Raw genomic sequence first — 19379 nt, forward strand, 5'->3', positions numbered from 1 at the left:
CGCTACCGTTGGAGGCGGAAATCGTGGCTAAGGCAATAAGAAGGCACTGGTCGGTAGAAAACGAGCTGCATTGGGTATTAGATGTCACTTTTCGAGAAGATGCTATCTCACTCAAAGATCCTGATGGGGCTGCACAAATGGCGCTTTTTAACCGAATTGCATTAAATGTGATTAAACAGAATACCAGTATAAAAGACAGTCAGGCGGCTAAACGTCGAAGAGCCATTTGGTCAGGGGAATTCCGTAGTCAACTTATCTTTGATTAAATTAAATACAAAGTGGAATCCCACCCTGTCTGTAAAGATGAAATATCTTCTCCTACCAGTTGCAACTCAGCCATGGGATGATCGACATTCATTGAGGAACTTGCCTGACAACAGCGACTTGCCAAAGATTCCCGGAAATCAATAGCTTCTGACAATCCTCTGAGAATCGAAGTTAACATTGGTCAGTGTGGAAAAAAAATGCACGTGGAGCAGATATCAGGCATTTAGATACAATTATTACTTAACTCATTGTTATCATTTAAAAATAGTGAAAAATTAAAATATTATTTACTAAAACCACTAAAACTATTTGATTAATATAAATCGTTATCATTATCATCTTATGCTTATCGTAAACAGATGTCGACCCTATCAGATGTGATCATATCGACGCTGACCGACTCGCTTAATTATTCTAAGGGATCAACCAAGAACGCTCTATATTCCTGCATTCATGAATTTCTGGTACAGAATATTACTTTGAAAACCTGGATATAAAACTTAAAAAAAGGAGAAATAATGCCAGCGATCTACCGCACTATAAAATATTTTCTGACTACCATATTGATATTATTGCCTGCCGTTACTCAGGCAAAAGAAATTATGGTCAGGGATATTGCTGGCCGGAAAGTTAAAGTTGATGCTCCAGCCAGCCGGGTCATGCTGGCTGACAGTCGGGTATTAATCGCGCTAAATATTCTTCATCCTAATAATCCACTTAAAGGCATTGTTGCCTGGGATAATGCATTGGAAATAAAGTCCCCGGACCTGGCAACAGCTTACGAGCAAAACTTCCCGCAGTTACGGAATATTCCTGTATTTCCTAACCCTTATCAAAATGATTTCAGTGTTGAAAAAGCGCTAATTCATAAACCCGATTTAGTTATTTTTGATATTGGCCTCCAAACCAAACTCAATGATAACGGAACCATGGTTCTACTTGAGAAAGCAGGTATCCCAGTTATTTTTATCGATTTCCGTCAATATCCGCTGACAAATACTGTTCCGAGTATGATTTTACTTGGGAAAGTATTCGGCGAAGAAGAAAATGCCCAGAAATTCATTAAGTTTTATCAAGACAGAATGCAAACCATTAATAAACGAATCGGTACACTAGGCAAAGAACAGCGTCCACCGGTATTTATTGAACGCCATGCAGGAATATTTGGCGCAGAACAATGCTGTAAAACTTTCGGTAGTGGAAATTTTGGTGAATTTGTTACTGCTGCTGGAGGTGATAACCTGGGAGCTCGCTGGTTCTCAGGTACGGAAGGTGAAGTAAATGAAGAACAATTAATTGTCAGTAATCCTGAATTTTATCTGATGACTGCTGCTGATTGGGATAAAGTTCGATCTGAAAGCTTTTCTGTTCCATTGGGTTATACCAGCAATCTCAAACAGTCACAGGAACGACTGGAAAAACTGCTAACACGACCAAAATTGAGCATATTAAGAGCATTCCGTGAAAAACGGGTAATAGCCCTGTATCACCAATATTACGATACACCATTTAACATCATTGCTGTTGAAGTTATCGCTAAATTCCTACATCCAGAGCTGTTCGAAGATATCGATCCGCAAACCGACAGCATATATCTGCACAAAACTTTCACTGCTCTTGATGGTAACGGGGTATTCTGGGTTACAGCAAAATAATATTTTCTTTCAGTCCGTTGGAATATTCCAGCGGATATTTATTTCACATTTATTCATAATTTATGTTCGTTAATATACATAATATTTTATATAACACGCTAATAGACATCTATTATTTTGTACTCTACTATGTTGGTACTAAAAAATAACGAAACATAACAAGAAACATTTGACCAAGCAATAAACTATAAATCAAAGAAATATTAACTCATTGAAACTATATTAAGGCCATTAATTAATGGCCTTTCCAAATAGACATAATTGATGCAAAGCAGTAAACGTAACTATTCTTAAACCAAAGTACCCGGAGTATGTTAATGAAACGATTACATGATATTGCTGAAGAGATGTTACCCATTAAATCCTACAAAATGCTTATCGGTGGACAATGGGTAGATAGTGTATCCAAAGAAACAACCAAAAGTTATAACCCGACGACGGGAGAATTACTGACCGAATATGCATCCGGTAATGCCGAAGATGTTGATCTTGCTGTCAGTGCTGCGAAAAAAGCCTTCCCTGCATGGAGTCAAACCTCCCCAATAGAAAGGCAATCAGCTTTGCTGAAAATTGCTGACTTACTGGAAGCAGAACTAGAACGTTTTGCTATGCTTGAATCACTGGATAACGGCAAACCATTAAATGAATCCCGGGATATGGATCTGCCCGCTTGCATTGACCATTTCCGCTACTTTGCAGGAGTAATCCGAGCCCATTCCGATGAAGCTTCAGTTCTGGATACCAATGCACTTAGCCTGGTGATCCGTGAACCCATTGGGGTTGTCGGACAGGTAATTCCCTGGAATTTCCCGTTACTGATGGCAGCATGGAAACTGGCTCCTGCTCTTGCCGCGGGTAACACGATTGTTATTAATCCTGCAACATTAACTCCAATCACACTGCTTGAATTAGGTCGAATATTGAATCAAGTCCTGCCAGTCGGGGTAGTTAATATTGTTACAGGTCGTGGTTCAGTAGTAGGTCAAGCGATTCTGGACCATAAAGATGTCGAGAAAGTAGCGTTCACAGGTTCCACCGGAGTTGGCTATACCGTAGCCGAAGCCGCAGCTAAAAAGCTTATCCCTGCAACACTGGAACTTGGCGGTAAATCAGCCAATATCATCTTCCCTGATGCCAATATGAAGAAAGCAGTAAAATATGCTGCCAAAGCTATCCTATTGAATCAAGGTCAGGCATGTGAATCAGGTTCTCGGTTATTCCTGCATAAAGATATTCATGATGAGTTCCTTAAATCCCTGAAAACAGAATTTGAATCTGTCCGGGTTGGTGATCCATTGGAAAAAGAAACACAGATGGGAAGCCAAATCAGCCAAGAACAAATGGAAAAAATTCTCTCATATATCGATATTGCCAAAAAAGAGGGCGCAACTATCTTGACCGGTGGAAAACGGATTACTGGTGAAGGTTATGATGATGGCTTCTTTATTCAACCAACCATTATTATCAATGCGACTAATGAAATGCGAGTCGCACGCGAAGAAATCTTTGGTCCTGTATTAACAGTTATTCCATTCAACACAGAAGAAGACGTAATCAGCATGGCAAACGATTCTGATTATGGACTTGGTGGTGCGGTTTGGACACAGGATATCGACCGCGCATTACGTGTCGCCAAAGCGGTCAGAACTGGACGCATGTGGATCAATACTTACCATGAACTACCCGCTCATGCACCATTTGGCGGTTACAAAAAATCTGGCCTTGGAAGAGAAACACACAAAATGATGTTGGATGCTTATACTCAAGTCAAAAACATCTACCTTAAAACAAGTGAAAAATAAAATTAGTTTTATTTAGTGATTAAGAAAGCCTTCCATTCGGAAGGCTTTCAGATTATTGACAAAGTGCTGGTTTTTTATCCGACACTTTGTTTTAATTAAGTTCCGTTCACTCAACGGAGCTTTCCACCATGTTAAGAACACCCCCTCCCCAGACTTTCCCGCCCGAAACGCTCTCGCTTGACGAGCTGATTCATAATGAAAGGAACAAACCTCGTTAAAAATAATGAGGTTTGTCTGCGTCACTAACACCCCAAAATGGGGTGTTAGTGACGCAAACAATATTGAATCAAAGCCTGCCGGATGCTTTGCCTTGTGCTTAAAAATAATAATGGGTAAACAACGCCTTCTACCTCAGAAAAACGATAGATTGTTCGCAACTGGAGTTTTGAATCAACATAGTCGTGATAGGTTGTAAACCCAAGATCCGCCGCCTCTATACACAATGGAGCGCTACCTGGATGTTCATTTACTCTTTTTTCAAATCCAATAATGAAGCCATCAAGAAGCTCTTGAGCTGCCACCTGCCCGATGTGTCTAGCTAAATAGTAGAACCTGTCATAAAGCTGGTCTTGGAAAGCTAGGGAATACTCAAACTTCATCAACAAGTCCTTTCAATCCAGCCCGAAGGTCGGAAGATGATACGGTTCGGCCTGCCTGAACGTCCTTTTCGGCAAAAGACAGTAGTCGTAGCAGAGCCATTTGTTCCTGTTGCATTTCAAACTGAGCAGGATCTTGAACTACATATAAAGGTTCCCCATTCTGGGTTACTACTACGGGATCAGATACATCCATAGAAGCCAGTTCCTTCTTGAAGGCTGATACCGTTGTGATACGCAGTGAAGTAGATAAGGTCATGGTTAACTCCAATAATGAAATACAGTTACCAACCAAAGGATAAATCAAGTCAACATAAAAGTCCATATTTGGCCATTATATGGACTTTTAGCGTATGGATAGAGGAGGACTTTAGTCATGTGACTAAAAGGTGTCCTGAATGAACAACCTCCCTCTGCTGATTGATGCAAAAGAAGCCATTGACTACTACCACCACATCCAGATATGACAGATGCAGAAAGGGCTTATGTAGTCGCGTTCCTAAGCGGAGAGGGGCATTCAAACAGCCAGATTAGAGAAGAGCTGGGTATTGAGAAGGTCTATACAGTTACGCACCTCAAACGCGCCGGTTCTTTATCGGAGGAAGAGCTTACCCTCTGGCTCAGAAACCCTCGCAAAATCACCTTGGGTCATGTGATGGCCGTTGCTAAATTGCCTCCCGGCAAGAGGAAGAAACTCCTGAGAGATTTCCTGCATACCAGGACACCAGTTCACAAATTTGAGTCGATAGCGCAGGGTAAAGAGTTGGATAGGGATGCTGACATCAAGCGTCTGGAGACTCTGATGGGAAAAATGCTAACCCGCCATGTCTGGGAGGCCAGTAAAGAGCAGGCCAGAGAAAACCGATTAACCCCGTGGGGGAAAAAGCTCTACAAACGAAGAAAGGAGACGATAGAGCGTAGTTTTGCGGATGCGAAGCAGCATCACGGGCACCGCTATGCCCGTTTTCGTGGGTTGCAGAAAGTGCAAATACAGTGTCTCCTGGCAGCAACAGCCCAAAATATCAAGAAGATAGCCTTGCTGGTCGCAATGCTGTGTTGTTTTTATCTCTGGAGAGCGAGTATTTTATTGCAGGAGAAGCGAAAATAGCGCCCTGGCGTGGGATTAAACCGGGTTAATGAGGAAAATGGATGGCATTATGATTCATAATGAAAGGAACAGACCTCGTTAAAAATAATGAGGTTTGTCAGCGGTCTGAAAGCCTTCCATTCGGAAGGCTTTTATTCAACTTTTTTCTCTAATATCAATACTATCCGAATTCACATCTTTAATATGTTCTTTTGTCAGCCGGTAAACAACCGGGCTTAATAATGCTAATGCAATCAGATTTGGTATCGCCATCATTGCATTTAATGTATCGGCCAGCAACCAAACAAAATCCAACGACTGAGTAGCACCTACTATCAGAGCTACAATCCATACCACACGGAAAGGGGTAATTGCTTTTTGTCCAAACAAATACTGAATACATTTTTCGCCATAGAAACTCCAGCCAAGAATAGTGGTAAAGGCAAATATTACCAGTGCCCCCGCAACGATATAGTTACCGCCAGGAATCGCTGCTGAAAAAGAAGTTGCTGTAAGTGTCGCACCGGTCTGACCATTCAGCCAACCGCCCGTAATAACGATAGTTAATCCAGTGATAGAACAGACAATAATAGTGTCGATAAAGGTACCGAGCATCGCTATCAATCCCTGACGAACCGGATTTTGCGTCTTTGCTGCGGCATGAGCAATTGGCGCACTTCCCAATCCCGCTTCATTAGAAAAAATTCCGCGAGCCACACCAAAACGAATCGCTGCCCATACTGCTGCACCAGCAAAACCACCTTGAGCTGCAACAGGTGTAAATGCAGATTTAACAATCAGGGCAAACGCAGCAGGAATTTCACTGAAATTCACTCCCAAAACAACAATCCCAGCAACCAAGTAGGCAACTGTCATAAACGGCACTAATTTACCTGCCACATCAGCAATACGTTTAATACCACCAATAAGTACTGCACCAACCAGAAACGCCAGTATTACGGCAGTTACCATAGTTGGAATACCGAAACTGCTTTGCAGTACATCAGCAACAGAATTTGCTTGTACGGTATTACCAATACCGAAGCAAGCAAGGCTACCAAATATCGCAAATAACGTTCCCAGCCAGATCCATTTTTCACCCAAACCGTTTTTTATGTAATACATAGGGCCACCAACATAGTGACCATTTTTATCAACCTCGCGGAAACGAACTGCCAGCACCGCCTCTGAGTACTTAGTCGCCATACCGACTAATGCAGTGATCCACATCCAGAACAACGCACCAGGTCCACCTAATACAACTGCGGTAGCAACACCGGCTATATTACCTGTACCAATGGTGGCAGAAAGCGCAGTCATCAGTGCGTTAAACGGCGATATCTGCCCTTCTCCTCGCTGATGATTACGCTCAAACAGTAACTTAAAACCCGTTCCCAATTTACGTATGGGCAGAAAAGAGAGACGGATCTGCATAAAGATGCCAACCCCCAGAAGACCAACCAGCATCGGTACTCCCAACACCACCCCGTTAATAGCACCCAGCCATTCTGTAATTAATTCCATATATTTCCCCGACATTTTGCAACAAAACAGCAACATATATGCAGCAACTTAAATAAAGAATATTTATAGAAAATATGCGAGGAAAAATTTCGTAAGAATGTAAAAAGATTTGATACTTGTGAGTGACATCACTCAATACAATTTTAGGATAGAATACTCAAAATTCATTACCCCAAACTCATCACAAAATACTGACGCCTAAGTCACTCTTTTGCATATATACCGAATGAACTTCAAGATGCTTGAGTTGTCAGATATAAAAACATTTAAATTCAACAACATAATCGTTTTTCAAACATGCACTTTGAAGTGTCTTGAGTATATACCTGTTATCTTTCAAGTTGCCTCTTTGTTGGCTGCACTCACTCACCCCAATCACATAGTTATCTATGCTCCCGGGGATTCGCTCCCTTGCCGCCGCGATGCATCTTGAAATCTATTGGGTATAAATAATTTATTAATAGAATTAACATTTTCAACTAATTGAAATAAAACACCATGATTCATATTTAATTTCTCTGTTAATCAACTCTCTTCTTAAAAAGACTAATAGCCAAATAGAAATTATAAACAATTTTTCCTAAGGCACCTTCCTTGCTCTAACTATCATTTTTTCTCTCTTAAACAGGCTTTTACCTAAAACAGATTTCACTACGCCAATCTGGGGAACAATAGAAAAATATTATTTAATATTCTTTTATAATTATAAAATTACTAAATCTTTCTCGAGCAGCTTCACAATAATTAAACAACCCCATTGTCTTATTGTTCTGTTCAACTCATTTTGTCTGTTCAAGTTAACAAATGAGCGAAGGATCACATGGTAGAACAACAATATTTCATTGGTGTTAATGTTGGCTCAGCGAGTGTCCGTACCGCAGTTTTCGACCATGTACCAAAACCAGCAGAAATATAACGAAACTATGCAAACCTATTATTAGCTTTTAATAATGAGAATCAGAACATCAATAGGATAGAACATATATCCTAAATTACAACTCAGAAAATAAATTAATAACCCCTTGAGCTTCCTGGCGCAGTTAACATAGTATTAATATCCCATCTAAAATATTTTACTTCTTCCTGGCAATAAGCGTAGCAAAGTTTAATCTTATTCTGTTTCCATTTTCATCAGTTTTATGAAGATATCCTGGGTTTTCATTATATTTAATAATTTCCCAGTCAGAATAATAACCTTTCAATTCGCCTGATTCCAGAAAATATTTAAATGGTAGTAATGAATATGGTGCAGAATCTGTTTTAATCGGACACACAATCAGATTAACACCACTTTCATTTGTTTGTTCCTGCATATTGAGAATAATATCAGCGATCTTTTCTCTTTGCAGGAACATCAGCACCACAGTTGAAATAATTAAATCATATTTCTCTTTAATATTGTGCAAATTGATATCATAAACAGTAGTACGAATATTTTTCAGCTGTTCTTTATCTTTAATAAGATTAATTGCATCAATATGCTGTTGGCTAATATCCATTGCCATAACATCATAACCTTTTTCGGCCAGATAGAAACTATTCCGGCCACGACCCGATCCCAAATCTAATGTCTTACAAGGAGAAATAATATCTACCAAATCTCTAATTTCAGAATGAGGCAACGACAGGTTATTTTGTTTATAAAACAGATATTGTGATTCACACAAAAAAGAGAGCCGACATTTGATATCATCACTTACCCATTTAATTTTATGCCAAACTTGTGGCTGAATGACAGGAGGCTGATTTTGCACATTAAAGTATGAGATTTCTTCTTGTTCATCATTGAAAATCACAAATTCCAGTTCACCTTCAAAGATTTCAAGACAGGCATAAGTGCCCTCTTTGGTGTTGTGTCTTTCAGTGAACACTTCAGGAATTGTGTTTTTTTGCCAGATTGGCATTCGTTTATAGCAAACAAGGTCGCTCATTGGATTTCCCCGGACATAAGTTACATAATAAATGCATCTTATAATCACATTTAGCAACTGTAAAGGTATAAAGCAAAAATAGGAAAAGTTCTGTAGGTTAGACCTTCAAAATAAAAGGAAAAATGGTCAATTTTCCTCTTACTTAAGCAAACTCACTACTGTCAGAAAGTAGAAAAAACAAGATTTCATCGATAAAATTTCTCCGACCAGCAACTGAAGGTCGGAGAAAGCCAGATCAATCCTTATAACTGTATTGATAATGCCCGCCATAATAGAGACTCGAATTATTCTCTACAGCGTTTAACAAGACCCCTTTAATATGAGTACCATTTTGCTCGAAACGGCGAATAGCAACATCAACTTCTCTAACTCGTGTTTTATAATAACGGGCAATCAGTAACGAAGTTCCTGCATATCTTCCAATGATTGCAGCATCAGTTACAGCCAAAATAGGAGGAGTATCTACCAAGATATAATCATAATGCTCTTCTGCCCAGGATAATAACTCCTTAAATCTGTTATGCATAAGCAGCTCTGACGGATTAGGCGGAATAGTGCCTCGACTAATAAAATCAAGCTCAGTAAGATAAGTCCTGGTAATAGTCTCTTTTATCTGGTTTTGACCAGCCAGATATTCTGAAAGTCCTGGAGACTGAGGACTTTCTAACACCTTATGTAAATGCCCTCTTCTCATATCTGCATCTATTAAAAGAACTCGTTTATTACCTAATGCCAATATTGCTGCAAGGTTTACTGAAATAAAAGATTTTCCCAATTCTGGAGCAGGGCCGGAAAGGAGAATAATTTTATTTTCAGATTCCATCATTGAAAAATGCAAAGTTGTTCTAAGACTACGTAATGCTTCAATCGCCAAGTCAGCAGGGTCATGAATAGCTAATAACCGTAATCTCTGATGATAAGATCTCTTTTTCTGTTGCTGCTCAAGCTTAGTTTGAGTCTCCGATAATGGAATAGTCGCATAAACAGAAATCCCTATTTCTTCCAATTGTTCGGGACTTTCAATTCCTTTGCGGAACAATACGCGTATTAAAACTAATCCCATCGATAATATAAGCCCTAACATCATCATAATAGCAATGATCAAAGACTTTTTCGGTTTTATAGCTGAAGATTCTACAACAGCTTCATCAATAATACGTACATTACCAACCGTCCCGGCTTTTAGAATGTTCAGCTCTTGCTGTTTATTAAGTAACTGAACATAAATTTCTTGCCCAACCTGGACATCCCTGGTCAAACGTAAAATTTCCTGCTGGGTTTTAGGTAACCGTTTAATCGACTGATTCAGCTCCTTTTTGGTATCAGCCAGAGTCTTACGTTTATCAAGCAATGCAACATAAGCAGGATGTTGTTTGGTATATAATTGCTGTAACTCAGCCTCTTTAAAAGTCAGTTCGTTAAGCTGTTTCTCAACCTGGACCAATGTCTCCAGAGCGGATTTTGCTTCAAGCGATAAATCAATAGATTCATTAGCTTGACGATATTGATTGAGCAACTCTTCGGAGCGATTTAGCTCCATTTTAACTTTAGGCAAATGACTTTTTAAGAAATTAAGGCTACTCTCAGCCTCTTCGGTCTTTCTTGTCACATTCTGTCGCAAGTAATTTTCACTGATACTATCAAGTATCAACTTTATCTTTGTACGATCATCACCTTCTATTTCAAGCGAAATAATACCGGTATTACTTCCTTTCTCCTTTACCCTCAAGGATTGTTGCAACCGGCGAATGACGTCTAACTGCGCCTTCTTAACCAATGTAAAACTTTGCCCTGGTAAGGCCGAGATATTTGATATGAGCAAATTTATGCCATCAGCATCAAATACTTTATTAACTTGCCCATTAAAAACTTGACCATCGAATTCCAATCGATAATGTTCAGAGTCATCAACATATATTTTTACGGGATTATTAATACCATGTGAAGATATGGTGAAATTTTTAATAACAATTTTAGGCTCTGGCATACCACGAAGACGGGCAATTCCTTTACCTACCACAGGAAAATAATCAGCTTCAACCTGAACATCCAGATTCAGGTCTCTTACTGTTTTTCCTATTATCATACGGGAAACCAGTAGCTCCAATTCTGCTGATATATCTGACGGTTTTCCAGACAGCATATCCGTCACATCCCCGACCAAAGACAACGCGCTACTTTTCTTTTCAACCTGCAATAAAGCATTCGCTTTGTATACAGGTGTAGCAATCAAGGCATAACAAAGACCAATAACAGTGAAGAATAAAGTGACTCCGCCAATAACCCAGCGATAATCGAATAAGGCACTAAAAAGACGGCCTAAATCAATTTCATCACTATCCGTATGAGTGTGACTTGATTTATCTGATGTAGTCATAAAAAGCCTATAATTACTTATTTAAGCAGTAATGAAAAATAAAAAACAAAATCAAAGAATCTTTATAAGTTATAATTTACCTAACCAACTATTAACACTTTTAAATAACAATTGATATACATATTCATAAACCTCAGTATCAGATTTATAAGGATCAGGAATCTCCGTTTCATTTAGCCAATGGCCTAAGAGCATTGTTTTCCCTCTTGCTCCCAAGTTAACTCGGTTTACAGCCTCAATATGTTTTTTTTCCATAACCAAAATCAGATTTGACTGCTGACATAACTCTCTGGTTAATTGACGAGCGGTATGACCTTCCAGAGACAACCCATGTCTAGCCGCAACTCTACTAGAAAACTCATGTGCAGGCTTACCAATCAGAGCTGATATTCCCGCAGAATAAATTTCTTTCTGAGGGAATAGCTGCCGTAATAAACGCTCTCCTGTTGGAGATCGACAAATGTTACCCACACAAACAATCAAAATAGAATTAAACATCAATTAGGCCACTTACGAATCCACTTGGTTGTCTCAGTCAGACTATTAATACTTGATATTGTTGGCACCAGTTGACTAATAACCCGATTCCAGCGAACAATTGGTGCACTGGTAACATAAACAATATCATAAGGTTGCAAATTAAACTCGGTTCCCAAGATTAGCGTTGTCGCATCCTTGGCATTGAGTTGATAGATATTTGCTATTTTCCCACTCTTATCAGGTTCATTGCGCAGTGAGCGAATCACAAAGATTCCACTAGCATCGCTTGATAATTGATCTATACCTTCAGCATTACCTAATGCTTCGGTTAAGGTCATTCCACTACGATCCATACGTAGAGTGCTTTGCTTTTTGACTTCGCCCATAACAAACACTTTCAAATCATCATTGCGAGGAATATATAAAATATCACCAGAATAGAGCAGACGATTCTGCTTTAGATCCCCGTTTTGCATTAGATCCTGAAGAGAAATAACTGTTTCTTTTCCTTTATGAGTTAAAATCGCTCTTTTCCAGTCTGCATTTTCTGTCAAGCCACCAGCATGGTTAATCGCATCAATCACAGTTAAAGGAACATTAGTGATAGGTTGTTGATCAGATCTAACAACTTCACCTGTTACATAAGCTTTTTGTGAACGGAAAGCAGCAATATTGACATCAACCTGAGGTGATTCGATATACTTTGATAACTGATTCGTAATCATAGTACGCACCTGAGTCACTGTTTTTCCTTTCACATACAGCCTGCCAATATATGGGTAAAAAATCGTGCCATCAGAATGTACCCAGTTGCCAGTATCACTGGCACTGCGATATTGTCCCGCAGGTGTTGTTAATTCAGGATGATCCCAGACGGTAACCATAATTACATCACCCACACCGATACGATACTCATATTGCTGTAATTCTTTATCTAATTCAGGATTTGGACGAGCAATAGCAGAATTAACTCGCAATTTTTCAATTAACTGTGGTGTCACCGGATAAACATTTACCAAATTATTAATATCATAGTTACTATCATTATCATTGATTATTTCTTTATTATAAACAGGAAGGCTGCTCCCGGGAGCAACCGTACAACCACCTAATAACATAGAACAAGACAATACTTGAACTATAATTAATTCCTTTATATTCATCAGAATTTTATCCTTAAAAACAATAGGCAAAAAACACAATAGTATTAATTATAATCTCCTTAAGAAAAGAAGATTATAATATAATAAGATATAATATAATATAAAAATTTTGTTTAAGTATCATGAGCTATATGAGTCATTGATCGTATCATTTTGTAAAAACAATAAAAACCAGCTTAATATCTTTGATAAGTTCAAGCTACCAAATAAAAATAAATCAGACAAATAATATAATCACGAACTATTTTATTATAAAATGTATTGCACAAAATATTATTGCAAATAGAAAGTAAGGACTGAATACTCTTGATACAAGAAAGAGAAAATTTCACCATAATTTATTGAAACTTAATGCTTAATTTAGTAAGTGATTTTGTAATTTATACAATAGTAATCAGCCTAAAGGTAGACAACAAATTTACCAAACCATCATTATCAACTGGAAATATTATGAACAAATCAACTATCCTAAGGATAGCCAGACCAACAGATAATCTAAATCAGATTGCCGAAATGTACTGTCAAGGTTTAGGATTTACTGTTTTAGCGAAATTTGAAAATCACCAAAACTTCGATGGCATTATGCTAGGGCATCCAGATCATCTCTGGCACCTCGAATTTACACATCATCGCGGCACAACGGCAGGTAAAGCTCCGACACAAGATAATTTACTGGCCTTCTATATACCAGACCATTCAGAATGGTTACATCAAATATCATTAATGAAAACCGCTGGTTTCATTAACGTCTCTTCTTACAACCCATACTGGGATGTCAAAGGTAAAACATTTGAAGATATTGACGGTTATCGGGTTGTGCTACAAAACACAGTATCCACTGTTTGATTATAAATTGACTTTCAGCCGACTTTCCTGATAACCACCCCATATCTGCATTATTTCATATTGTGCAACAACACCATCAAAACTCAGCTACTGACACTGAGTTTTGATGTATTCTTGCAAGTATTTCGTTTGCCTCTCGTTCTCAACAATCATTCTTCGGAGATCGAAATAATCTTGTTCAGCTGCCGGGTTAAATCGTGGGGTTCCTGCATGGCCCACGCTGCCGGAGGAACCGGCTGCGCCCTGACTACAGGTTGCCGCGATGCGCAACCTGAGACGACCAGCGGCAACATCACCACGAAGAGCATCAATTTCAGATTTAGCATTAGCAAGCTCCTTTGTATGTTTATCATCCAGCGCAGACAGGAGTTTTATCCGCTCCTGCTGGCTGACTATTTCATTCTGCTGCTCCAATAACCGACTCTGTAGCTGAACTGTTGTATCAAGCTGCTTGGTATATTTACCGTAATAGTGATAAGCCAGCAGCGAGATAAGTGCCAGGGCAACAACAGTATAACCATAAGAGTTAAACTTCATAATATCGCTCTACAAAAGTGAAAAGGCTTTATCAATGACCGCATTACCATAAGGCTGGCTACCATTTTCTACGGTAATAATCGACTTAAGAAGCTTTGTCATAAATGTCTTATCAAAGACATTAATAACCTGATCACAGGTAACGCCCGTATCTTTACAAACCCGACTTACATAAGTATCGGTATTATTTTCATTGAGGGGGGCCCATCGTGAAATGATCCCCTTCACTGTTTTAAGACCATGTTTCCGATTGTAATTATGTAAAATTTTAATCATTGCTCGGATACCATATTCAGGACTGATAAACTGACAGAAAGATTTATCAGTACGCTGTGATTGAGGCACCAAACCTAACCAATCATCACCCCAGCGAATATTACCGGGGTTATTATTCCGAATACCTCTGCTCATAACTTGCTCCTACTGCTTGTTGCCCGTTTTGTTATTAACAACTTTTCTTAGGATCTGACCAAAATAATCAGTTCCCAGATAACCAATAATCACACTACCGATGTAAGCCAAATCCGTGCTCATACCAAAAAAATCAAGCACATCACGGATAAACCAGGCAATCATGGCACACATAATGGCGTCCATAATTGTCGTCCAGAATTTACCGCCGTTATATCGACCTCTGAGATAAGCCATTGCAGCAGCCAGTGCCGCACCTATACCTTGCTCTTTGACTGACAGCAGCCATAACCATAGCTGCATCCAGATGTCAGGCTGTTTATCCATGTATTTCATCCTTTCCTCCCATTCGTATAATGGGAATCCATAGGCTGCCGTGTAGCCTTAAATTTGAGTTAATAGGAATACTGCGAAATCAGTAGAATAAGAAAAGGCCACACATAGCGCAGCCTTAAATTTTGTCAGGTGATTACTTACATTTAATATAATACCGCATTCATCAACAACTCTCAGTTATGCATCATTATGGATGAAAAAATTAGGATGACAGATGGATATATAATTAGTTTAAACGTTCATTATTACAATAAAATAATATCTCTCTTGATAAATATCACTGATTTTTTTGTGAAAATCCGTTTGAAATGTATTTTTAATGTCCTGATATCGTATTACTGGATTATACCTGTTATCTTTCCAGTAGCTATTATCTGCGCTGAATTTAAACTCTATAATGCGCTATTATATTGCTATAATAAACTCATTTTTATCATTTCATTTGAATGACAGAGTGAACACAAACCTAAAAATGGATCTCTCACGTTTATTCCCCTAATATAAACCTTTTTAAAGTACGATAAACCTCTTCAGGTTGTTCTAGTATCCCCAAATGTGTTCTGGCATTTTCCAATCGTTTAACCCGGAAAAAAGAGTTTTCATGAGAAAATTTTTGCTGTTCAAATAAATAATCGTCTCTTCTATCCAAAGAATAAATATGAATACATTGATGATATTCAGATAAAAGTTTCAATCTATCCAGAGGAGAACCGTATCTACTATATGATCCCGCTATCGCCTTTCCCGCCGCTTCCCACACAGTAAAACCCGCTTGTGACATTTCTTTAACCAAGTGCTCCTTAATAACCGTATTATTTCCACCTCCCAACCAAGAATTAAATAAAGAATCCCTTGCCGAAACCCAATTTTCAGGATCTTGTATATAGTTAATTGATTGAAAGAATGCAGGTTCAGGATGAGTCATAATCCAGTCAAGAAATACGAGCGCGGAAACTTTCTCTGGCATGATATCTGCTATATCGGTAGCAATCCAGCTAGCATGTGCAACTGAAACTGGTATAAATTGCTCTATTTCTAATGAATGAATCAATGAAACAACATCATTTAATAGTACCTCTGGAGTCAATGGTAGTGCAGATTGTGAAGATAATCCGTGATTACGCCAATCCAAACTAATAATTCTGAAAGTTTCCGAAGCCAACGCTTCAAATGGCATAAAAACTGTTTTAGGTTCACACCATCCAGGCAGAAGTAGTAATGTGATTGGACCAATACCCCTATCATTGTAATCTATTCTTATATCATTGTAATAAAATTGACTCATAGTCCTATCCTCAACGAAAGAATAACGATAACCTAAGATCTACAATAAATTGTCATATTAAGATTTTATTGTCTATATCCTAATTAATTCCCACCACTGAATAGCACTAAAAGTAAATTTTAGATGAAATATCTTCAACAAATTTTAATTACTTAAATAATAAAACAGAAATCAGATAATAGAACGATATAAAAACAAATCACTCAGAACACAATTATCATTAATACTAGCCTTAAATTACAAGATATAATAAACCATAGTTAATAGCAATTATACACACCAGGCAATAAATATTTCATAATAATTTCTTCAAGGCAAAAACTTGTATATTTTCCTTATGATAAATAGAAAATCATCTTACTTTATAGCGATCAATTGAATTTATTAAATATTTTCATATTTAATTTTATTCTAAATCCCAATAATTACATAAATTACACAACTAATTTTATTAAATTTATCATCATTTAAATCAAACCAATAAACATAGAAAAGTAAATTTATAATAATCATATTCCAACAACAAAGTTAAAATATCAAAAAAACTATAAAAATAAAATCATAAATTTATATTTAATAAATCAACTCCATAGATATTTAATATTAAAATTAACCATATTATATATTAAAATAATATGAATAATAAAACATAACGTAAAAAAATTAAATAGCATTTAGAAACTTGTAAATAAAAATTATTTTTTATGCTGAGGAACCTTGCTATTTAGTCTTATAAACATTCTGGATAACACGGCAAGGGAGATAATTGCACTATGACTCTTTTTCCTGCAATGATTCGTTGTTGACTCTTTGCCTGTATTGCTCGTTTCCCATCCCAACGTAAATGAGTTTGCAAGAACAAATTTTCATGAGAAAACTGTAATGACCCCAAACGCATTGAAAAAGTAAGAGGTAACATACCCAGGCGATAACGCATCTTACCCACAGTCAACACTCTCCCATCAACGACAGTAAGCAGCGATAGTTCAACATTTGCAGTTTCAGATAGAGGAACCGGCATGGTCACATCTCCCTCAATCAACCGTGATGTCCCATTATCTTTTACGCTACTTACACACCCGACAATCAGCAAACACAACACCACCAGCCCCTTTCTGGTCATAACAAGCTAATCCGACGTTGTGACAATAGTGTATGCTGCCCATCTAACAAACGTTGTAATGCTGCCTCATGTTCAAGCTCTATTACAAGCCCTCTACTCAGTACAACAGAAAGTGGTTCATGAGCATTTTGCGGTATATGCCCTGACGTAACCCGATAACCACAACAAAGATTATCATTTTCATGAGACACATTTGTTAAATGAATGGGTAATGAATTTTCAATTTTCATACTCGCATTCCCAAAGATTCATTTTGTTGAGCACCAGTCGAAGGTTGAGCCTGCAATAACTCCTGCCAAAACTCAGCATGATCTAGCATACTCGAAAGGCTTTCCTCAAAAGCAACCAGATTCAACCGACTGGCTGACATTTGCCGATAAAGCTGTACCATTAGCGTTGACTCATCAAAACCAAAGTGAAGATCAAACTGATACCAATGACGATTAAAACTGGCTAATTGACGGAAAATCCCTTCTCCAACCTCGGTAATATCAGCGACATCTACCTGTAAAACTAGTTGGTCACGTTCAGGAATTAAGATCAAAGAGAGGTGAAGATGCTCATCAAAACAGAGAGCAGCCACACCTTCATGATTTAAAGCTAAGTGTGGCAAGCCGAATTTGGCAGCAAATTCAGCTAAAACTTGGTTGATGATAACTATCACATCCATGGGTTACTCCCGCAGAGAAGGAAATCAGGCAAACTTGAAGTTACCACGCAGTCAAACAAACGGGTTACTCCCGCATAAAAGGGATTTAGTTTACTACCACCATCTTTTATACCTCTGTCACTCAAAGGCAGTTCTTTTAATAAAAAGGTCACCTCGGTAATTATTAAAAACCAAACACCAGAGCATAGGAAAGTTCTTTTCACTCAACACATTCTGTCGGTTAAGGGCTGAAACCTTCATTTGGTATTTTGGCTTTCTTGTACCTTTGGCAGTGTTAGTCGATTCGCAAATAACGGTATTTATCGATAAGAACGCACCTTTCGGTGCGCTCAGGTTTGTTATATGACACTGAATCTACTATATCTCTGTCCGCATTACACGACACCAGTCGCCGCACGCAATGCCTGGACATGGCTCTGATAAATTTGCTGTATCAATTGCAAAACATCTCTCATGAAATTGTTATCTAATGAAATCTGATCTTCACTCTTTTGTTTTTCATGTTGAGCAATAGATGCATCTACTTCATGTTCCTTAACTTTAGCCTGAGAAAGCCCCTGCTCCACTTGCACTGAATTATTGGACATGCTCTCTAAAGATTTCATCACTGCACTTAAGAACTGCTGCTTGCTGTTACGATCTTCAAAAACCACGGTAAGAGATTTCAAAGCCTTTTCATCAAGAAGTTGAGCGTTAGCCCATACTTCACCAACCACAGCACGATCCACATCGCCATTCTTACCTAGCTGTTGCAGCTTAAGATCAATCAATTCGTTCCGACCAGCAATATTATTTTCCAGCGTCCTCTGCTGCTTAACCGTCTGACTATTTTTAACACTAGAGAAGATACCTATAAACCCTGAACCAACAGTCATCAAGCCGGAAACCACTGCCGTAGCAATCATCAGCTTGGCTCCATGTCGCATCTCATCCACGAGTGACTTCTGAGCATCAATGGACGCTTTATTCTCAATGTCACGCTGTAAAATACCCAGTTCACGCATCCTCTTGGCGATCTCAAAAATCAGCGACATCATATCCAGAGTGTTACTTAATTCTCGTTCGGCATTCCCTAAGCGATTGAGATCGAGCTCCCGTTTCGGTGCAATCAATACAACCCGATTCATTTGCCCCGTTTTTTCCGACGGTTGAATAGCGGCTTCATGTGCTGTCTGTGTCGAAATAGAAATTTCGTCAGTTTCAACGCCAACAATGTGATTGGCAGTGACCTTTTGACCTCTGGCACTGGCACTGGCACTGGCACTATCATTAATCCCCATCTTTATTAC

Annotated in this window: 19 protein-coding genes and 2 pseudogenes; 5 read left to right on the forward strand and 16 right to left on the reverse strand. The window is 38.4% G+C overall.

All coding sequences use genetic code 11. The features are described from left to right. The coding region (locus tag BO26_RS10535) for an ISAs1 family transposase (RefSeq protein WP_036771240.1) at nt 1-266 on the forward strand (266 nt) is incomplete at its 5' end. Between the two features lie 32 nt (nt 267-298). Here BO26_RS10535 and BO26_RS23115 read toward each other — a convergent pair. After that, a pseudogene (locus tag BO26_RS23115) lies at nt 299-464 on the reverse strand (hydroxylamine reductase); the annotation flags it as partial. Between the two features lie 321 nt (nt 465-785). On the opposite strand from BO26_RS23115, the gene BO26_RS10540 reads away from it, so the two are divergent. Next, nucleotides 786-1922, forward strand: coding sequence for an ABC transporter substrate-binding protein (locus BO26_RS10540; protein WP_036771241.1), 1137 nt, complete (start codon nt 786-788; stop codon nt 1920-1922). Nucleotides 1923-2239: 317 nt separating this feature from the next. After that, nucleotides 2240-3724 (forward strand): aldehyde dehydrogenase family protein, encoded by a 1485-nt coding sequence (locus tag BO26_RS10545; RefSeq protein ID WP_036771242.1) that lies wholly within the window; start codon nt 2240-2242, stop codon nt 3722-3724. Between the two features lie 263 nt (nt 3725-3987). Here the strand turns inward: BO26_RS10545 and BO26_RS10555 are convergent, their stop codons facing one another. After that, nucleotides 3988-4323, reverse strand: coding sequence for a hypothetical protein (locus tag BO26_RS10555; RefSeq protein WP_036771244.1), 336 nt, complete (start codon nt 4321-4323; stop codon nt 3988-3990). After that, a complete protein-coding gene (locus BO26_RS10560; RefSeq protein WP_036771245.1) occupies nt 4313-4645 on the reverse strand; it encodes a type II toxin-antitoxin system Phd/YefM family antitoxin in 333 nt (110 codons plus the stop codon). Before BO26_RS10560 ends, BO26_RS10555 begins: the two co-directional genes overlap by 11 nt. A 483-nt stretch (nt 4646-5128) precedes the next feature. Between BO26_RS10560 and BO26_RS22730 the strand changes: the two are divergent. Next, nucleotides 5129-5428: pseudogene (locus tag BO26_RS22730) on the forward strand (transposase); the annotation flags it as partial. Nucleotides 5429-5563: 135 nt separating this feature from the next. On the opposite strand, the gene BO26_RS10570 reads toward BO26_RS22730, so the two are convergent. From BO26_RS10570 to BO26_RS10590, 5 genes are all read right to left on the reverse strand, one after another. Continuing rightward, nucleotides 5564-6931 carry an alanine/glycine:cation symporter family protein gene (locus BO26_RS10570; RefSeq protein WP_036771246.1) on the reverse strand — a complete coding sequence of 456 codons (1368 nt, stop codon included), beginning with the start codon at nt 6929-6931 and terminating at the stop codon, nt 5564-5566. Between the two features lie 1073 nt (nt 6932-8004). Continuing rightward, nucleotides 8005-8862: an SAM-dependent methyltransferase TehB gene (gene tehB, locus BO26_RS10575; RefSeq protein ID WP_036771247.1), complete on the reverse strand. Its 858-nt coding sequence runs from the start codon at nt 8860-8862 to the stop codon at nt 8005-8007. Nucleotides 8863-9097: 235 nt separating this feature from the next. Then, nucleotides 9098-11239 (reverse strand): polysaccharide biosynthesis tyrosine autokinase, encoded by a 2142-nt coding sequence (locus tag BO26_RS10580; protein WP_036771248.1) that lies wholly within the window; start codon nt 11237-11239, stop codon nt 9098-9100. Nucleotides 11240-11308: 69 nt separating this feature from the next. Continuing rightward, nucleotides 11309-11737: a low molecular weight protein-tyrosine-phosphatase gene (locus tag BO26_RS10585; RefSeq protein WP_036771249.1), complete on the reverse strand. Its 429-nt coding sequence runs from the start codon at nt 11735-11737 to the stop codon at nt 11309-11311. Continuing rightward, nucleotides 11737-12882: a polysaccharide export protein gene (locus BO26_RS10590; protein ID WP_036771250.1), complete on the reverse strand. Its 1146-nt coding sequence runs from the start codon at nt 12880-12882 to the stop codon at nt 11737-11739. Before BO26_RS10590 ends, BO26_RS10585 begins: the two co-directional genes overlap by 1 nt. A 450-nt stretch (nt 12883-13332) precedes the next feature. On the opposite strand from BO26_RS10590, the gene BO26_RS10595 reads away from it, so the two are divergent. Then, the gene (locus tag BO26_RS10595) at nt 13333-13728 is read left to right on the forward strand and encodes a VOC family protein (RefSeq protein ID WP_036771251.1); all 396 of its coding nucleotides are present in this window, start codon (nt 13333-13335) and stop codon (nt 13726-13728) included. Nucleotides 13729-13815: 87 nt separating this feature from the next. On the opposite strand, the gene BO26_RS22735 is transcribed toward BO26_RS10595, so the two are convergent. The 8 genes from BO26_RS22735 to BO26_RS10630 form a co-directional block, all read right to left on the reverse strand. Continuing rightward, on the reverse strand, nt 13816-14265 hold the full coding sequence (locus BO26_RS22735; RefSeq protein ID WP_051690945.1) for a lysis protein: 450 nt from the start codon (nt 14263-14265) through the stop codon (nt 13816-13818). A 9-nt stretch (nt 14266-14274) separates the two neighbouring features. Continuing rightward, nucleotides 14275-14676 carry a structural protein gene (locus BO26_RS10600; protein ID WP_036771252.1) on the reverse strand — a complete coding sequence of 134 codons (402 nt, stop codon included), beginning with the start codon at nt 14674-14676 and terminating at the stop codon, nt 14275-14277. 9 nt (nt 14677-14685) lie between these two features. Then, entirely contained in the window at nt 14686-15012 is a 327-nt protein-coding gene (locus BO26_RS10605) for a phage holin, lambda family (protein ID WP_012777244.1), read from the reverse strand. A 487-nt stretch (nt 15013-15499) separates the two neighbouring features. Continuing rightward, nucleotides 15500-16297 carry an alpha/beta fold hydrolase gene (locus tag BO26_RS10610; protein ID WP_036771253.1) on the reverse strand — a complete coding sequence of 266 codons (798 nt, stop codon included), beginning with the start codon at nt 16295-16297 and terminating at the stop codon, nt 15500-15502. Between the two features lie 730 nt (nt 16298-17027). Continuing rightward, nucleotides 17028-17420, reverse strand: a complete 393-nt coding sequence (locus tag BO26_RS10615; RefSeq protein ID WP_036771254.1) for a YscW family type III secretion system pilotin — start codon at nt 17418-17420, stop codon at nt 17028-17030. Beyond that, the gene (locus tag BO26_RS10620) at nt 17417-17611 is read right to left on the reverse strand and encodes a T3SS regulon translocated regulator ExsE family protein (RefSeq protein WP_477707022.1); all 195 of its coding nucleotides are present in this window, start codon (nt 17609-17611) and stop codon (nt 17417-17419) included. Before BO26_RS10620 ends, BO26_RS10615 begins: the two co-directional genes overlap by 4 nt. A gap of 35 nt (nt 17612-17646) precedes the next feature. Next, complete coding sequence (locus BO26_RS10625) at nt 17647-18090, reverse strand: type III secretion system chaperone (protein ID WP_036771256.1); 444 nt, start codon at nt 18088-18090, stop codon at nt 17647-17649. A gap of 374 nt (nt 18091-18464) precedes the next feature. After that, nucleotides 18465-19370 carry a YopD family type III secretion system translocon subunit gene (locus tag BO26_RS10630; RefSeq protein ID WP_036771257.1) on the reverse strand — a complete coding sequence of 302 codons (906 nt, stop codon included), beginning with the start codon at nt 19368-19370 and terminating at the stop codon, nt 18465-18467. Nucleotides 19371-19379: the final 9 nt, after the last annotated feature.

This window comes from Photorhabdus australis DSM 17609 (genome assembly GCF_000711895.1).
Taxonomy (GTDB): Bacteria; Pseudomonadota; Gammaproteobacteria; order Enterobacterales; family Enterobacteriaceae; genus Photorhabdus; species Photorhabdus australis.